The sequence below is a fragment of the Flavobacterium sp. genome (assembly GCF_043722275.1).
Classification (GTDB): domain Bacteria; phylum Bacteroidota; class Bacteroidia; order Flavobacteriales; family Flavobacteriaceae; genus Flavobacterium.
In genome coordinates, this window is sequence record NZ_JAYSPC010000103.1 from 1 (window position 1) to 15,372 (window position 15,372).

The window sequence follows — 15,372 nt, forward strand, 5'->3', positions numbered from 1 at the left end:
GCTTTTTTAAAATCTTTGTACCTCTGTACCTCTTTGCCACTTTGAGCCTAAAAACTTAGAACCTCAGCAACTCAGAACCTTAAAAATTAACAAAACTCGTTAAACGCATCTTGCAAGTTCTCAGCTATTAATTCAGCTGGACGACCTTCTATGTGGTGACGCTCTAACATGTGAACCAATTCTCCGTTTTTGAACAAAGCCATAGAAGGCGATGATGGAGGAAAAGGAAACATATGTTGTCTTGCAGCATCAACAGCTTCTTTGTCAACACCAGCAAAAACTGTAATTAAATGATCGGGTTTTTTAGCACCTTCTAAACTCATTTTTGCTCCCGGACGCGCGTTTCTTGCAGCACAACCACAAACAGAGTTTACAACAACTAAAGTGGTACCTTCAGCTTTGATAGCATTATCTACAGCGTCAGCACTATGTAAATCTTGAAAACCTGCAACTGTCAATTCAGCTTGCATTGGTTTTACCATTTCTTCTGGATACATATTTCTTTATTTTAAATTTTACTTTTGAATTGCAAAGTTACAAAGTTTACTCGCAACTACTTAATTTCAAGTATAAAGTTTTGTTATAGTTGGATAATCAATTTTGAAATAAAGGGATTAATGTAATACTAAAATAAAATCTTGCTTAATTTACTGTTATTTCAGAATATAATATTGAATTATCTTCCTCCTCTGTTTTATTTTTTTTATCAGGAAATTGATAATTGTATTGTTTCAAATGGTTATTTCTACTTCTTATTTTATGCCTCGTTGCAAAAACGGTTGACTTATTTTGTTCCAAAATTTCAATAGTTGAAAGATAACTTGTCAGGTATTTTTTAAGTATTTGAATGTTATCAACTTCAATAGAGTAGATTGTTTTTTTTCCTACGTTTTTTATATTTACCAGATTTGCCTTTTTTAATTCTAATAAATGTTTTGATACTGTTGATTGAGCTAACGGAATTAACTCAACAATTTGACCACAAGTTCTATTATCTCTTTTCCATAAAAGTGTCATGATCTGGATTCGTGTAGGATGTCCAAGTGCTTTACAAATTTCTCCTATTGTTTTTGTTTCTATATCAAAATTTAAGTGTTTTGTAACTCCCATAATCTGCCAATTGATTCTAATCGTAAATAAACGATCACATTAGACCTGCGTTCTTTTTGCAGGTTTTCTTATTCATTTTTTTCGGCACTTTGCTCTTATTGAAATCTATATTTGAGCAAATTATACTTTATTCAATGATGAATTTAGCATTATTTCCGAATTTGCAAATCTAGACATCATCTCATCTTGCTAATAACCTCAAGAAGTCTTTAAAATATAAGAATAAGTCTTTTTTTATAAATAAAAATCAAACTCAGTTCATCCAATTTTATGATTTAATATTTCTGATTAATAGAATGAAACCACAGTTTTAAAGGCATCAACTATTTTTTTCGATGATACTATTTTATGGAAAATTATAAACAAATAATTATGAAGTCAGGCAGAAATGAAATAATTGTTTATTTGATTAAAACCCGAAACAATGCTTTTATAAAAGGTAATCTCGGACATTTTAAAATCACTTTCAAATCTTCTATGAAAGTAGTTTCCTCGTCCAAAAATTTAAAGATTAATGCTGGATTTCCTTTTTTAAATAAAGAAGAAAAAATGCTGCTTCCCAGTTCATTATGACGATGCAGAATATCCAAAAGCAATAAATCATAGAACCAGAATTTATTTTTTTTATGAAAAGAGGACATTTTAACTGAAAAATTATTCTGAAGAAACTTTATTAATTCTGAAGATTTTTTATCCGAATTTTTAAAAGTATAACCCGTACTTGCTTTTGTCCAACCCCCGGCAGTTCCTATATTTAGAACTCTTTTAGTGTTTTTTTTCCAAAAAGGATAACACGTCATCGGAATACTGCCTTGCTCCTTCTCGATAATTTTATATTGATCGGCTCCAAGATTTCTCAAGTAGATTTGAATCTCATTCTCGTATTCTTCTTTTGGAAGAAGATCTTCAGAAAACAAAGTATATTCAACTAAAGATTCTGTTTTTGAAGTTGGCAGAACATACATAAAACGAGTATTTCCTCGTTGTTCCACCGAGAAATCCATAAAAGTGGCTTGTTCCGAATTGAAGATTTCAGTTTCACTTTTTATAAACCAACCAACAAAATGCTGTTGTAAAACCGGATATTTAGTTTGATTTAAAGCTAAAGCTTTGGTATAAATACTATTGAATAAATAATTGCAAGTATATCTATTTGCTTCTGTACCTACAAAAACATGAGTTTCTAATTCGTTAATATCGGTCACTTTTTCATTCAGAAAAGTAATATTAGAATGTTTTGAAATTGCTTTAAAAACAAAATTATAAAAGTCTAAACCACGAATTTGATTGTATTGATAAGGTTTCAACTCTAAATTACGATTGAAATTTTCATTGGCAAATAAAGCCGAATTCCATTTTTTAGAGATTATAGAATTCCAAAGTGTTGCTTCGTTTGCCCAAAAACACCACGTTCTGTCATTTGTTTTTTTTGCATCATCATCTAATAACAAAATTGATTTATCAGAGAATTTTCCGGACAATACCATTTTATAAACCGTCATTAAAGCAGCTAAACCTGTTCCGGTAAAAATGTAATCGAAGTGTTTGATTTGTGAAGATTGCATCCTCAAAAATAGGGAATTTTATTCTTTCAGTTTTTCTAAAAGCAGTTTAAAATCCTTTGGACTTAGATAATTATTGTACTGCAATATAATTTCGTTTTTCTCATTCAAAACACACAAAACAGGATAAACAATTTGATTATTCATTGTTCCTAATTGCAAAGCCAGTTCATGTACTCCAACATTATTTCCTGATGGTTTATATTTAAAAGTTTGATTATTAAACAGGATATCTCGCTTTTCCTCAGCATTAAAGTCAATTAAATAAAAATCCGAATTCAGTTTCTCAATTATTTCCTGATTTTTGAAAGTCGTAATTTTCATTCTTTCACAAAACTGACACCAATCTGTATGGATAAAAACGATTACTTTTTTCTTTTGAATCTGCTGCAAACTATCAATTTCCTCAAAAGATCTGCTTTTAAGTTGGCAGAATCCTGTTGAAGTAATTCCGAAAAAGATTAGAACTAGTATTTGCTTTTTCATAGTTATTGTTTTTTGCCAGAGATTTAAAATGATTATTATAAAAAAAGTTTGCCACGAATTACACCAATTATCACGAATTTAATTAGTGGAAAATTGTGCAATTCGTGGAAAAAAAATATTTCATATTGTTTTGCCACCGATTAAAATGATTAGATCCAATTATCATCCTGAACAAAGTCGAAGGCTTGTATGTTGGATGGGGCTTCGACTTCGCTCAGCCTGACAAATCTTTAATTAAAATTTAAATGCAATTGATAAAATCGTTTTTAATCAATGAAATCTGTGGCAAAAAAATTATCTCAAAGTATATCTCAACCCAAAAAAACCACGAATAGTTTGGTTTTGCCCATATACATAAGTCGTGTCAAAAGTCAAACCGTACGGATTATCAGCCGTAACCAAAACTTTTCCAGCTGGATCATATTGTACATTTTTATCAAAAGGATCATTGGTTCTTGAAATCAAAAACGGATTATTCTGTTTTGGTGTAAAGTTCAATAAATTCTTTATTCCTCCGTAAAGTTCAAAATTCTTCCATCCTAAATAAGTAAACTGAATATTTTGAATGCTGTACCACGGCGATTTCGGATTTCTTGGATCTAAATCGCTCAACAAAGGCAATTTCATCGGACTATAAACATTTCCAGTATAATCCAGTAATAAATTTATCGCTTCTATTTTATATGAAATGCTCCAGGTGGCGGTAAATTTCTCCGTTAAAAAAGGAGTTTCTGAAATTCCGTTTTCAACATTTTTGTTGTCTAAAAATGTCGCGCCCACAATCATTTTTAATCCTGTTGGAAAATTGACATCAATATTCGTACTGATTCCCTGGCTAATTGCGTAACCATTTATATTGTTATAGATAATTTTATTAGGATCAGTTTCATAATCCGATACGATTTTATTACTGAATCTGGTATAAAAAGCGGTGGTTTCAATGCCAATAAAAGTTCCGTTTGTAAAGTTGATTTTCTGAATATAATTCAAATTTGCATTCACAGATTGTTCCGGTTTCAAATCACTTTTTATCACAACATCTCTTGAACCTGTCAGCGCTGCATGATCTTCGGTAAATAAATTCACTACACGAAATCCGGTTCCGGCATTTAATCTGAAAATTGTGTTTTCATTTTTCTTCCATCTATAAGCGACTCTCGGCGTATAAATAGAACCGTGAATCGAATTATAATCGTAACGCATTCCTAATAAAAACAGACTTTTTGGAGAAAGCGTAATTTCATCCTGAACAAAAATTCCCGGCAACCAGGTACTTTCGGCTTCTTTTGTCGCCGTTGTATTGTCATCATAATACGAATATCGAGTAGCAATTCCGGCAAGCAGGTCATTTCGACCCAATTTTTTATCCCAGGTCAATTGCAAAAATCCAATTTTCTGATTCGCCATATACGATGTTGTTCCGTATCTACTGTCCTGATAATGCACGTTTCCGGAGAACGAAAGCATCAATTTTTCTTCAAATGGCAATTGATAACTTCCAATCAATTCACCTCTTTTAGTATAAATACTTTCACCGTAAATTTCATCTCCGCCACGGTATTTTTTCTCCCAGCGAACATCTCCTCCCCAACGATCTTCATACATTCCGCGTGCTGCAATTGTAAACAAACGATTATTATCTCTTTGAAAACTCCATTTATTAAATACCGAAATCCTTTCAGAAAGCGTCACATCAGTAAAACCATCTTTGTCTTTATCCACAACCTGATTGTAATCAAAGTAATTGATTCCTAAAAGTGTCGTTGATTTTTTAGTCGGACTGAATTTCATTCCCAGATCGACATTCGTTTCCAGATAAGTAGTCGAAAAAACATCAGCAGAAAATAGCGGCGCATTAATTGGATTTTTAGTAATAATGTTGATTAAACCGCCAACCGCTTCACTTCCGTACAAAGAAGATGCGGGACCTTTTACGATTTCGATTCGTTCAACTAAAGAATTCGGAATACCTGACAATCCATAAACTGTTGAAAGACTGCTTACAATTGGCATTCCGTCAATTAAAACCAAAGTATAAGGTCCTTCTAATCCGTTAATATGAATATCGCCCGTATTACAAACACCGCAATTAAGTTGCGGACGAACACCGTTTATGTTTTGAAGTGCTTCGTAAATACTTGAAGTTGGATTTCTCTTGAAGAAAACTGGTGAATAAACCTCAACCGGAACAGCACTTTCTAACCTTTTTACCGCTTTTAAAGTTCCCGAAACCACGACTTCATTAAGTTGATTTTCATTATCTGTCAATTCAAAATCATAAGATTGGACAGAATCCTTAATAACTTCAATTTTTTTCTTTAATGTTTGAAAACCAACTTGAGAAACCTGAATTGTATAATTTCCAATGGCAACATTTTCCAAAGTATAATAACCTAAACTATCCGTAATTGTTTTATGTTTTGTTCCTAATAAATGAACGTTTACAAGTTGTAATTTATGGCTTTCGCCAGAGATAAATCCAGAAATATTTGAAGTTTCCTGTGCAAACGAAAATTGCAAACTAAACAAAAGCAAGATCAAAAATAGTTTTTTCATTGTATTAAAATTAAATTTAGACAAATCTAAAAATTAAATTTGATATATAATGTTTCTGTAGTTAAAAACTTTTAAATCAATACTATCAAACACGATATATTCGATTTGAGAAATAGAAATAAAGTCACAAAATTCTTTATTAAGCTTGAATAGCGTCCAGCTTAGCTGGATGAGAATAAAAACAAAGCAAAAGGGCTTTAGCCAAATTACAGTTTGGCTAAAGCCTTTTTGCTTTCAAAGTTGTTCCCTAGCTAAAGCTAGGGGCTATTCGAGAAAGAGGTAGGTTTTTAAAACCTGTCAATTTAAAATATTAAAATTCATCGTCTATTAGTTCTTTATTAATCATTGCTCCCGCCAAAGTCCCTGACGAAACCGCCATTGCCACAGATCTTGCCTGAATATGACAATCACCGCTTGCAAAAATCCCGGGAATTGTAGTTTTCTGAAAAGGACCTACTTTCAGTAAACCTTGCTCGGTTAATTCGCAGCCTAAGTATTCCGGTAAAATACAATGTTGTTTAAAAGGAGCTCTGAAATAGATTGCCTTCACACCTATTTTTGATTCATTCCTGAAGACAATATTCTTAACATTTCCGTTTTCATGTTCCAGAGCAAAGATTTCTTCTTCGATAATTTCGACATTATGTTTTTTCAGCATTTGAGTTTGCTCCAATGTCAAAGTTGATTTTCCGTTTGTAATTAATCGCAAATCTTTTGTCCAATTTGAGATCATTTTGGCATATTCAAAACCCATATCACCATTTGCAACAACAGCAGTTTTCTCTTTTTTAACTTCATAACCATGGCAATAAGGACAATGTATCACCGAAATTCCCCAACATTCAGCAAAACCCGGAATTTCAGGTAACAAATCTTTTACGCCAGTTGCGAACAATACTTTTTTAGAACTGAAAACTTTTCCTGATTCAGTTTTAATTTCAAAACCATTATCTGTTTTATCCGCACTTATTGCCAGACCCTGATAAAACTCAACTGTATCATAAAACTCTACCTGAAGTTTGGCTTTCGCCGAAATAATCGCAGGCTTTTCACCGTCGTGTGTAATAAAATTATGTGAATGTGGTGTTTGTCTGTTGCAAGGCAAGCCACTGTCAATAACCAAAACATTTCGTAAAGAACGCCCCAAACTCATTGCTGCCGAAAGTCCGCTGTAACTACCGCCGATAATTATAACATCGTATTTATTGTTGTACATCATAATTGTGTAATTTAATGATCGTTATTTTTGTGAAATCTGTAGTTTAAAAGGTGTCCGATGATCATCCCGATTCCTCCAATAAAAATGAGATCGAGATGAATATCCAGAAAAAATTCAGTCAAAACACTAATCCAAATTAAAGCCATTGAAATAATCAGGATTGATGATATCAAAAGACTGGATTTCTTTATAATTTTGATAATGGCAAAAAGTCCTATCGTAGCAAAAAGCAAATCGATAAAAGGATTGTGACTTAAACCCAATGGCAAAACTGTTAAAAGCGGAAAAATCAAACAATGCACTAAACAAATAGTGGCGCTCGAAATTCCTAAAATATCGTAAAAGGATGTGTATGTTTTCTTCATTTTCAGTACATTTGCTTAATGCAATTTAGTTGCAAATATATAATTTTATTTTAATTGCAACAATGTTGCTTTAATGTTTTAATCTAAATAAAATGAAAACAACACGTAATACAGCAGCAAAGACAGCCGTTTTAGAGATTTTTGGCAAATCTAAAACCGCGCTGTCACACACAGAAATTCAAAAACAAATAGGAGATTTATGTGATCGTGTAACAATTTACAGGATATTAGACCGCCTTGTAAATGATGATATTGTCCATAAAATTGTGAATCTTGACGGAACTGTAAAATATGCAAAATGCCATCATCATGCCCAACGCGTGCACATTCATAATCACGCGCATTTTAGCTGTGAAAAATGTCTGGAAATAACTTGTCTTGAAAATGTGAAGCCGAGTTATATACTTCCGCACAATTATAAAGTCAACGATATAAACTTTACATTGTCAGGATTGTGCCCGAATTGTTTAAATTCTAACAATTAATATTTAGTCTTGTCTAAAAATATTGTTGCGCGAATATAATTTTTCTATATATTTGTTAAAACAACATTTTTACAATGGGTAAATCTTTAGAAGAAGTTCACCAATCGGTTGCAACAGAACATAAAAAAACTGGATTCAGAAAAATACTGGCCTTTTTAGGTCCGGCATATTTAGTAAGTGTAGGATATATGGATCCTGGAAACTGGGCAACAGATATTGCGGGCGGAAGTCAGTTTGGATATTCCTTGCTTTGGGTTTTGTTAATGAGCAACTTAATGGCTTTGTTATTACAAAGCTTAAGTGCGCGACTGGGAATTGTTACGCAACGAGATTTAGCGCAAGCTTCAAGAGAAACGTATTCAAAATTCATTAACTACATACTATATTTTCTGGCAGAAATTGCCATTGCAGCTTGTGATCTTGCCGAAGTTTTAGGAATGGCAATCGGGATTAATCTTCTTTTTGATATTCCACTAATCGAAGGAGTTTTGATTACAGTTTTAGACACTTTCCTACTACTCTTTTTAATTAATAAAGGAATCCGAAAAATGGAAGCTTTTATCATCGTTTTAGTCGTGATAATTGGCTTTTCTTTTATTTTCGAGATGATTTTTGCAGAACCGGAACTGGATAAAGTAATTTATGGACTTATCCCATCAATACCTAATTCTGCTGCTTTGTACATCGCTATCGGGATTATTGGTGCAACCGTAATGCCTCACAACTTATATTTACATTCCTCATTGGTGCAAACCCGTAAATTCGATCGAACTCCGGCAGGAATTAAACAAGCGTTGAAATACAACCTGATAGATTCTACTATTGCGTTAAACCTTGCCTTTTTTGTAAACGCTGCCATTTTAATTTTGGCTGCAGCCACATTTTACAGAAACGGAATGTTTGAAGTTGCCGAAATTCAGGATGCACATAAGTTCCTTGAACCATTATTAGGAACTAAATGGGCGCCCGTTTTATTTGCAGTTGCCTTAATTGCTGCCGGACAAAGTTCGACTGTAACAGGAACATTAGCCGGACAAATCGTAATGGAAGGTTATTTGAATTTAAGAATTCAGCCTTGGGTTCGCCGAATCATAACGCGTTTAATTGCCATTGTTCCGGCTGTTGTGGTGATTTTAATTTATGGAGATGGCATAACCGGAAAATTATTAATTCTGAGTCAGGTGATTCTGAGTTTGCAATTAGGATTTGCAATTATTCCACTTATACATTTTGTGAGTGATAAATCTAAAATGAAAGGATTTCATATTTCCAGAACTACTCAAGTTGTCGCCTGGATTATTGCTTTGATCATTGTTTCATTAAATGCAAAATTAGTTTACGATGAAATTAGTTCATGGCTTGATGCTGCAAGTCATCCAATTATTCTATGGCTTACTGTTGTTCCGCTTGCTTTTGGATTTTTGGGTTTACTGCTTTATATTGTGTTCAAACCTTTTATCGCAAGAGCGAAGTCAAATATTGATAATCATTCTCCTCATAATTTAAAACTGAAATACGAGCCAAAAGAAGCCTATAACAAGAAAAACATCGCTATTTTAGTCGATTTTTCTAAAGCCGATGAAGCTGCACTTAACAATGCTTTCGAATTAGGCGGAATCGACGCACAATATACCTTAATCCATATTGTAGAAACTGTTGGCGCATTAATGTACGGAGGTCATGTTGACGATCACGAAACAACTATCGACGAAAAATTATTACTGGAATACAAAGATATGCTTTCGCAGAAAGGCTTCAACATCAATACAGAACTTGGTTTCGGAAAACCTAACACAGTGATTCCGAACATTATTAACGCAGCGAATTTTGATATTTTAGTTATGGGAACCCACGGCCATACTGGATTAAAAGATATTTTATTTGGCACAACCGTAGACAAATTGAGACATAAAATTTCAATACCTTTGTTGATTGTTAAAAAGTAGCGACTAAGGTTTGGAGTTACTAAGTTTCTGAGGTTTTTCCTTTGATGCTTTACTTAAAACCTTAGCAACTCAGAACCTTAGAACCTTGCAAAAAATGACCTTTTCAGAAGAAAATTATCTAAAATCGATATATCATCTTACTACTTCTAATGATTCAGAAGTGAGTACGAACGCTATTGCGGAAATGATGGAAACTAAAGCTTCATCGGTTACGGATATGCTTAAAAAACTATCTGAGAAAGATTTGGTGAATTATAAAAAGTATCAGGGGGTTTCGTTGACGGAAAACGGAAAACTTGCCGCTAAAATGATTGTTCGTAAACATCGTTTATGGGAAGTTTTTTTGGTCGAAAAACTAAATTTTTCCTGGGATGAAGTTCATGATATTGCCGAACAACTGGAACACATTAAATCGGAGCAATTGATTAATCGTTTAGATGATTTTCTGGGAAATCCGACCGAAGATCCACATGGTGATCCAATTCCAGATGCTCATGGAAGAATCGTTAAGATCGAGAAATATTTACTATCTGAATTAACAGACAATCAAACCGGAGTTTGTGTGGGTGTTAAAGATACTTCATCAGAATTCCTGAAATATCTGGACAAACAAGAAATTGCTTTGGGTTCGCAAATTGAACTCTTATCTAAAGAATCTTTTGATTTATCTGTTAAGATTAAAATTGACGATCGTGAATTGTCTATTTCGAATAAAATAGCTTCAAATTTGTTTGTAAAGCTGGTTTAGAGGTTGTTTCGCGAAGAAGATTCTACAGATGTTCGCGAAGATTTTATTTTGTCAGGCTGAGCGAAGTCGAAGTCCCGCAAAGTGATTCAGCAAACGAGGCTTCGACTTCGCTCTGCCTGACAAACGGGTCTTTCTGGCAATTCCTGACGCTTCGGGGATTAATCCATTGACAATAATATAAGTAGGTGTTTTTGAAAACGAGCGTCCTAGCCCCGATAGAAGTGAAAATCCTTTTGCTTTTTTCTTTAAAAAGCAAAAGATTGTAACGGATAGCGGGATTAGCTTCTAAAAATCCAAAAACCAATCCACATTATTAAACAATTCCTTTCTCGATCATTTCTAACATTACCGGCGAAGCATTTTTAAATGTTGGTTCCTGCTCGACAATACTTCCGGCGTTTTTCTTGTTTACCTTAAAAGTCACATCGTTAACGGTTGTGAACAATAATGCTGTCAAAAACGGATTCTTGATGTAAGTTCCCAAAACCATTAAAGCTTCGTCTAAAGCATGAATACTCTCGATTTCTTCGGTTTTATAACGCGTGGTAAGTGAAATGGAATAAGTATTATCCTCGTTTAAAACCAAACGGAAATAGATATTTTTAATCTCGGTATCGCCGATTGTTTTTGCTAAAGTAAGTTTGGCAAAAGTGCCGCTTTGGATGCTTTCTTTGACACGCTCGCAAAAAAGAGCAAATATAGGTTCGTACATTTTTTTAAGTTACTAAGGTTCTGAGTTGCTATCCCGAAGTTTCGGGACTAAGTTTTTAATTGCTTTGAATAGCATTATGTTATTTTACCACAGAGTTACACTAAGTTTTTCGCAGAGTTCCACAAAGCTTTGTGTAAAATTTTCTTTGTGAATCTCTGTGTACAATCTTTGTGCTACTCTGTGGTATAGCTTATTTTCCTGTAAATTCGGCTTTACGTTTTTCTAAAAATGCTGTTGTTCCTTCTTTAAAATCTTTTGTTCCGAAACATTTCCCGAATGATTTTATTTCGGTATCAAATCCATCTTTACCGTCTTTATAATTTGCATTGATGGCTTTTATCGCTTTGCTAATTGCAAATGGTGCGTTTTTAATGATTTTTTGAGCAATCGTTTCAGTAAAACTTAAAAGTTCGGCTTGTGGTACAACGTGATTTACTAAACCGTATTGTTTGGCTTCTTCTGCAGAAATCATTGCTGCGGTCATAATTATTTCCATCGCACGTCCTTTACCAACTAATTGAGGCAAACGCTGCGTTCCTCCGTAACCCGGAATTAATCCTAAGGTTACTTCTGGCAATCCCATTTTAGCATTGTCAGAAGCTACTCTAAAATGACACGCCATTGCAAGTTCTAATCCGCCGCCTAATGCAAAACCGTTAACAGCAGCAATTACGGGTTTTTTTAAATTTTCAATGAAATCAAATAACTTTTCTTGTCCTTCGGCAGCTAATTGTGCTCCTTCTTCAACGGTATAATTCACAAATTCAGAAATATCAGCTCCGGCAACAAATGCTTTTTCACCGCTTCCGGTTATGATAATTACTCGAACATCATCATTTTTACCTAATAATTTCACCGCTTTACTTAAGTCGCTAATCGTTTCTTTATTTAAAGCATTTAGCTTTGTAGGTCTGTTAATTGTTACGGTCGCAATTTTTTCTTCAATTGAGATTAAAATATTTTCGTAGTTCATGACGCTGAATTTATGAGTTTGTAATGGGAAGAGAAACTCTAAATGTGGTTCCTTTTCCGTATGTTGATTCAAAGGTAATTGTTCCTTTGTAATTTTCGATGATGTTTTTTATAATTCCGAGACCAAGTCCCATTCCACTAGTTTTTGTTGTGAATTTTGGTTCAAAAATTCGGGCAGTATCTAGTTTCTGAATCCCGATTCCGTTGTCTTTTACTGCAATTTCAACATTGTTATTTTGACGTTTTACGGTAACTAAAATCGATTTATGAAACTGACTGTCAGGAATTGCCTGCGTCGCATTTTTAACCAGATTGGTAATCACACGAATTAATTGCGTACGATCCATTTTAGAGATAATTTCTTCTTCTTCACTTTCAAAAACAATATAATCTTCGTTGAAAATATCTAATGCAAGTTCCACAACTTCAACCACATTTAAGGTTTCGTTTTGTTGTGCCGGCATTGAAGCAAAATTCGAAAATGCCGAAGCCACAGCCGACATGGTATCAATTTGCTGAATTAAAGTTTCAGAATAATCGTTTAACTTCTGCTTTACATCTGGCGCTGTTGGATCAAACTTTCGTTGAAAACTCTGCACAGTCAACCTCATCGGCGTAAGCGGATTTTTAATTTCATGCGCGACTTGTTTTGCCATTTCGCGCCACGCTTCTTCACGCTCGCTTTGCGCAAGTTTTATGGCGCTGGTTTCCAGTTTGTCCACCATTCCGTTATAAGCTTTTATCAGGAAATTGACTTCTTTGCTGTTTGCTTCTAACACAATTTTCTCATTTTTCTGATCTAAATTGGTTTCTTCCAAACGATCTGAAATCGTTTTAAGTGATTTCGTAATATAAGTCGAAAGAAAATACGCCAAAGCAAAAGCCACAACTAACATAAACGAATATACCTGACTTAACCGAATCAGAAAGGTGTTCAATTCGTTGTCATAATAACCATCATCTTCTAAATATGGGAGATTTAAAACGCCCAATGGTTTGAATTTTTCATCTTTTATCAAACTATAAGATGATCGATTTTTGACTCCATCGATAGTTTTAATATCTACAAAACGCTTTTCGATTGACGAACGGACTAATTTCAGAATATATTCGGGAATTGGCGGCGCTACTTTATCAACCGCAAATGATTCTTTTGATGATTTAAGTAATTTTCCGTCAAGGCTGTAAATATTGATTTCGATTTTGTGAATCTGAGCTAGTTCGTGAATTTTATCTTTAAAAATAAGATCTAAATTACCCGTTTTTAAAGGATAAGTTGTAGTCGATAAAACATAGTTAATATGTTCTTTTACAGCATTTTCTTTGCGTTCAAGTCTTTCCTGATGGTATTCTTTGGCTTCGTTTTTAAACTGAATAATCGAAATCGAAGCCAATAAAAAAGATGCAACAACAATCAATACAATCATCGAAAGGAAAATCCTGACACGAAGAGAAAGCATTGACATTTTGAAGTTATTGAGCATATTTTTGTTTTGTTTTCTTTGTTTCAGGTTTCAGGTTTCGTTGCGGGTAACAACTTGAAACCTGAAACTTGAAACAAAAAAATTATTTTCTCTCTCTTATTTTTTTATAAAATCGGAAACCCAACATTATTATAATTGAGAATAAAAAGATTCCGATTACTCCGAAAATCCAGTTGATGGCACTTTTTACAATTATTAAAAAGACTACGGCAAATAGAATAATCGTCGCGCCTTCATTCCATAAACGCATAAAATTGTTCGAATATTTTACCTCATCATTTTGCAGTTGCTTAAAAATCTGGTGGCATTTTGCATGATATAAATACAGTGCAAAAACAAAACCAAATTTAACCTGCATATAATCCAAATATATTAATCCCGGATTGAGATACAATAAACTAAAAGCAAAAATACTTGCCAAAACTGCTGATGGCCAAGTAATAATGTACCACAAACGATACGTCATGATTTTATATTGCGCTTGTAAAATTTCCTTTTCAGGAGATGGTTTTTCATTGGCTTCAATTTGGTATACAAATAAACGCACAATATAAAACAAACCCGCAAACCAGGTAATTACAAAAATAAGATGCAGCGATTTTAGATAGTTATAATACTCCATTATTATTTGTTTCAAGTTTCAAGTTTCAAGTTTAAGGTTTTTTTAAGTTGATTGTAACTTGAAACCTTAAACTTGAAACAAATATTATTTAGCCCAATCATTAATCCAATTTCCAACCGTTTCGCACCATTCGTCGTCGTCGTTCAAACATGGAATTGCCATGAATTTGTCTCCACCATTTTTCTCGAAATCTTCTTTGGCGCGCATCGCGATTTCTTCCAAAGTTTCTAAACAATCCGAAACGAAAGCGGGTGTTACAACCGCTAAATTTCTGATTCCTTTTCCTGGCATTTTATCAATTTCAACATCCGTATATGGTTCTAACCATTTATCTCCCGCTAAACGTGATTGAAAGGTTAAGCTGTATTTATCTTCAGGAAGTCCTAATAATTTTACCACTTGTTTTGTGGTTTCATAACATTGGTGACGGTAACAGAAATTGTGTGCCGGTGAAGGCGTATTACAACAAGAACCATCAATTTTGCAATGTGATTTCGTTACGTCGGTTTTACGAATATGACGTTCCGGGATTCCGTGGTAAGAAAATAATAAATGATCGTAATCAAAACCAACTAAATGTTTCTGAATAGATTCTGCCAAATTTTTGATATAATCCGGTTTGTTATAAAACGCAGGAACATCTGTAAAAGTCATTTGTGGAAATTTCTTTTTGCGGATTTCTTCGGCTTTAACCAAAATTGTCAAAGTCGAAGCCATTGCATATTGCGGATACAAAGGGAAAAGCAATACTTCTGTAACGCCTTTATCGTGCAATTCCTGAAGTCCTTTTTCGATTGTCATACTTCCGTAACGCATTGCCAAAGAAACTGGAACATTTACCAAAGGCTGCACTTTTTTCTGCATTCTTTGAGAAAGTACAACTAAAGGAGAACCTTCATTCCACCAGATTTTTTTATAAGCATGTGCTGATTCTTCCGGTCTTTTTCTTAAAATAATTCCACGAACTAATAATGCTCTTAATAAATACGGAACATCGATCACGTATTTATCCATTAAAAATTCGTCTAAATACGGTTTTACATCTTTTGGTTCGGGACTTTCCGGAGATCCTAAGTTTACTAATAATACGCCTTTCATTTATTCT

15 protein-coding genes are annotated in these 15,372 nt (G+C 33.7%); 3 read left to right on the forward strand and 12 right to left on the reverse strand.

Annotated elements, in window-relative coordinates; genetic code table 11:
• Positions 1–86: 86 nt before the first annotated feature.
• The 7 genes from ACHZDT_RS12715 to ACHZDT_RS12745 form a co-directional block, all read right to left on the reverse strand.
• The gene (locus tag ACHZDT_RS12715) at positions 87–497 is read right to left on the reverse strand and encodes a BrxA/BrxB family bacilliredoxin (protein ID WP_056247939.1); all 411 of its coding nucleotides are present in this window, start codon (positions 495–497) and stop codon (positions 87–89) included.
• 145 nt (positions 498–642) lie between these two features.
• On the reverse strand, positions 643–1,110 hold the full coding sequence (locus ACHZDT_RS12720; RefSeq protein ID WP_394775004.1) for an ArsR/SmtB family transcription factor: 468 nt from the start codon (positions 1,108–1,110) through the stop codon (positions 643–645).
• Between the two features lie 401 nt (positions 1,111–1,511).
• The gene (locus ACHZDT_RS12725) at positions 1,512–2,675 is read right to left on the reverse strand and encodes a lycopene cyclase family protein (RefSeq protein ID WP_394775005.1); all 1,164 of its coding nucleotides are present in this window, start codon (positions 2,673–2,675) and stop codon (positions 1,512–1,514) included.
• 18 nt (positions 2,676–2,693) lie between these two features.
• Entirely contained in the window at positions 2,694–3,158 is a 465-nt protein-coding gene (locus ACHZDT_RS12730) for a thioredoxin family protein (RefSeq protein ID WP_394775006.1), read from the reverse strand.
• 294 nt (positions 3,159–3,452) lie between these two features.
• Positions 3,453–5,714 (reverse strand): TonB-dependent receptor domain-containing protein, encoded by a 2,262-nt coding sequence (locus ACHZDT_RS12735; protein WP_394775007.1) that lies wholly within the window; start codon positions 5,712–5,714, stop codon positions 3,453–3,455.
• Between the two features lie 310 nt (positions 5,715–6,024).
• Positions 6,025–6,930 carry an NAD(P)/FAD-dependent oxidoreductase gene (locus ACHZDT_RS12740; protein ID WP_394775036.1) on the reverse strand — a complete coding sequence of 302 codons (906 nt, stop codon included), beginning with the start codon at positions 6,928–6,930 and terminating at the stop codon, positions 6,025–6,027.
• A 14-nt stretch (positions 6,931–6,944) separates the two neighbouring features.
• Positions 6,945–7,298, reverse strand: coding sequence for a MerC family mercury resistance protein (locus ACHZDT_RS12745; protein ID WP_394775008.1), 354 nt, complete (start codon positions 7,296–7,298; stop codon positions 6,945–6,947).
• 92 nt (positions 7,299–7,390) lie between these two features.
• On the opposite strand from ACHZDT_RS12745, the gene ACHZDT_RS12750 reads away from it, so the two are divergent.
• The 3 genes from ACHZDT_RS12750 to ACHZDT_RS12760 all read left to right on the forward strand — a co-directional run bounded on the left by ACHZDT_RS12750 (position 7,391) and on the right by ACHZDT_RS12760 (position 10,477).
• Positions 7,391–7,783: a Fur family transcriptional regulator gene (locus ACHZDT_RS12750; protein ID WP_394775009.1), complete on the forward strand. Its 393-nt coding sequence runs from the start codon at positions 7,391–7,393 to the stop codon at positions 7,781–7,783.
• A 74-nt stretch (positions 7,784–7,857) separates the two neighbouring features.
• Positions 7,858–9,729: an Nramp family divalent metal transporter gene (locus tag ACHZDT_RS12755; RefSeq protein ID WP_394775010.1), complete on the forward strand. Its 1,872-nt coding sequence runs from the start codon at positions 7,858–7,860 to the stop codon at positions 9,727–9,729.
• A 94-nt stretch (positions 9,730–9,823) separates the two neighbouring features.
• Positions 9,824–10,477: a metal-dependent transcriptional regulator gene (locus tag ACHZDT_RS12760; protein WP_394775011.1), complete on the forward strand. Its 654-nt coding sequence runs from the start codon at positions 9,824–9,826 to the stop codon at positions 10,475–10,477.
• Between the two features lie 313 nt (positions 10,478–10,790).
• On the opposite strand, the gene ACHZDT_RS12765 is transcribed toward ACHZDT_RS12760, so the two are convergent.
• From ACHZDT_RS12765 to hemH, 5 genes are all read right to left on the reverse strand, one after another.
• The gene (locus tag ACHZDT_RS12765) at positions 10,791–11,189 is read right to left on the reverse strand and encodes a hypothetical protein (RefSeq protein WP_394775012.1); all 399 of its coding nucleotides are present in this window, start codon (positions 11,187–11,189) and stop codon (positions 10,791–10,793) included.
• Between the two features lie 190 nt (positions 11,190–11,379).
• The gene (locus ACHZDT_RS12770) at positions 11,380–12,162 is read right to left on the reverse strand and encodes an enoyl-CoA hydratase/isomerase family protein (protein WP_394775013.1); all 783 of its coding nucleotides are present in this window, start codon (positions 12,160–12,162) and stop codon (positions 11,380–11,382) included.
• A gap of 10 nt (positions 12,163–12,172) precedes the next feature.
• Complete coding sequence (locus tag ACHZDT_RS12775) at positions 12,173–13,588, reverse strand: sensor histidine kinase (protein WP_394775037.1); 1,416 nt, start codon at positions 13,586–13,588, stop codon at positions 12,173–12,175.
• 139 nt (positions 13,589–13,727) lie between these two features.
• The gene (locus ACHZDT_RS12780; RefSeq protein ID WP_394775014.1) at positions 13,728–14,267 is read right to left on the reverse strand and encodes a CopD family protein; all 540 of its coding nucleotides are present in this window, start codon (positions 14,265–14,267) and stop codon (positions 13,728–13,730) included.
• A gap of 84 nt (positions 14,268–14,351) precedes the next feature.
• A complete protein-coding gene (gene hemH / locus ACHZDT_RS12785; protein ID WP_394775015.1) occupies positions 14,352–15,365 on the reverse strand; it encodes a ferrochelatase in 1,014 nt (337 codons plus the stop codon).
• Positions 15,366–15,372: the final 7 nt, after the last annotated feature.

Bases quoted from the DNA above. Each gene is read 5' to 3' on its own strand.
- ACHZDT_RS12765 (WP_394775012.1), bottom strand. From the start codon at position 11,189: ATGTACGAACCTATATTTGCTCTTTTTTGCGAGCGTGTCAAAGAAAGC.
- ACHZDT_RS12780 (WP_394775014.1), bottom strand. From the start codon at position 14,267: ATGGAGTATTATAACTATCTAAAATCGCTGCATCTTATTTTTGTAATT.
- ACHZDT_RS12715 (WP_056247939.1), bottom strand. From the start codon at position 497: ATGTATCCAGAAGAAATGGTAAAACCAATGCAAGCTGAATTGACAGTT.
- ACHZDT_RS12730 (WP_394775006.1), bottom strand. From the start codon at position 3,158: ATGAAAAAGCAAATACTAGTTCTAATCTTTTTCGGAATTACTTCAACA.
- ACHZDT_RS12720 (WP_394775004.1), bottom strand. From the start codon at position 1,110: ATGGGAGTTACAAAACACTTAAATTTTGATATAGAAACAAAAACAATA.
- ACHZDT_RS12735 (WP_394775007.1), bottom strand. From the start codon at position 5,714: ATGAAAAAACTATTTTTGATCTTGCTTTTGTTTAGTTTGCAATTTTCG.
- hemH (WP_394775015.1), bottom strand. From the start codon at position 15,365: ATGAAAGGCGTATTATTAGTAAACTTAGGATCTCCGGAAAGTCCCGAA.
- ACHZDT_RS12760 (WP_394775011.1), top strand. From the start codon at position 9,824: ATGACCTTTTCAGAAGAAAATTATCTAAAATCGATATATCATCTTACT.
- ACHZDT_RS12745 (WP_394775008.1), bottom strand. From the start codon at position 7,298: ATGAAGAAAACATACACATCCTTTTACGATATTTTAGGAATTTCGAGC.
- ACHZDT_RS12775 (WP_394775037.1), bottom strand. From the start codon at position 13,588: ATGATTGTATTGATTGTTGTTGCATCTTTTTTATTGGCTTCGATTTCG.
- ACHZDT_RS12740 (WP_394775036.1), bottom strand. From the start codon at position 6,930: ATGTACAACAATAAATACGATGTTATAATTATCGGCGGTAGTTACAGC.
- ACHZDT_RS12770 (WP_394775013.1), bottom strand. From the start codon at position 12,162: ATGAACTACGAAAATATTTTAATCTCAATTGAAGAAAAAATTGCGACC.
- ACHZDT_RS12750 (WP_394775009.1), top strand. From the start codon at position 7,391: ATGAAAACAACACGTAATACAGCAGCAAAGACAGCCGTTTTAGAGATT.
- ACHZDT_RS12725 (WP_394775005.1), bottom strand. From the start codon at position 2,675: ATGCAATCTTCACAAATCAAACACTTCGATTACATTTTTACCGGAACA.
- ACHZDT_RS12755 (WP_394775010.1), top strand. From the start codon at position 7,858: ATGGGTAAATCTTTAGAAGAAGTTCACCAATCGGTTGCAACAGAACAT.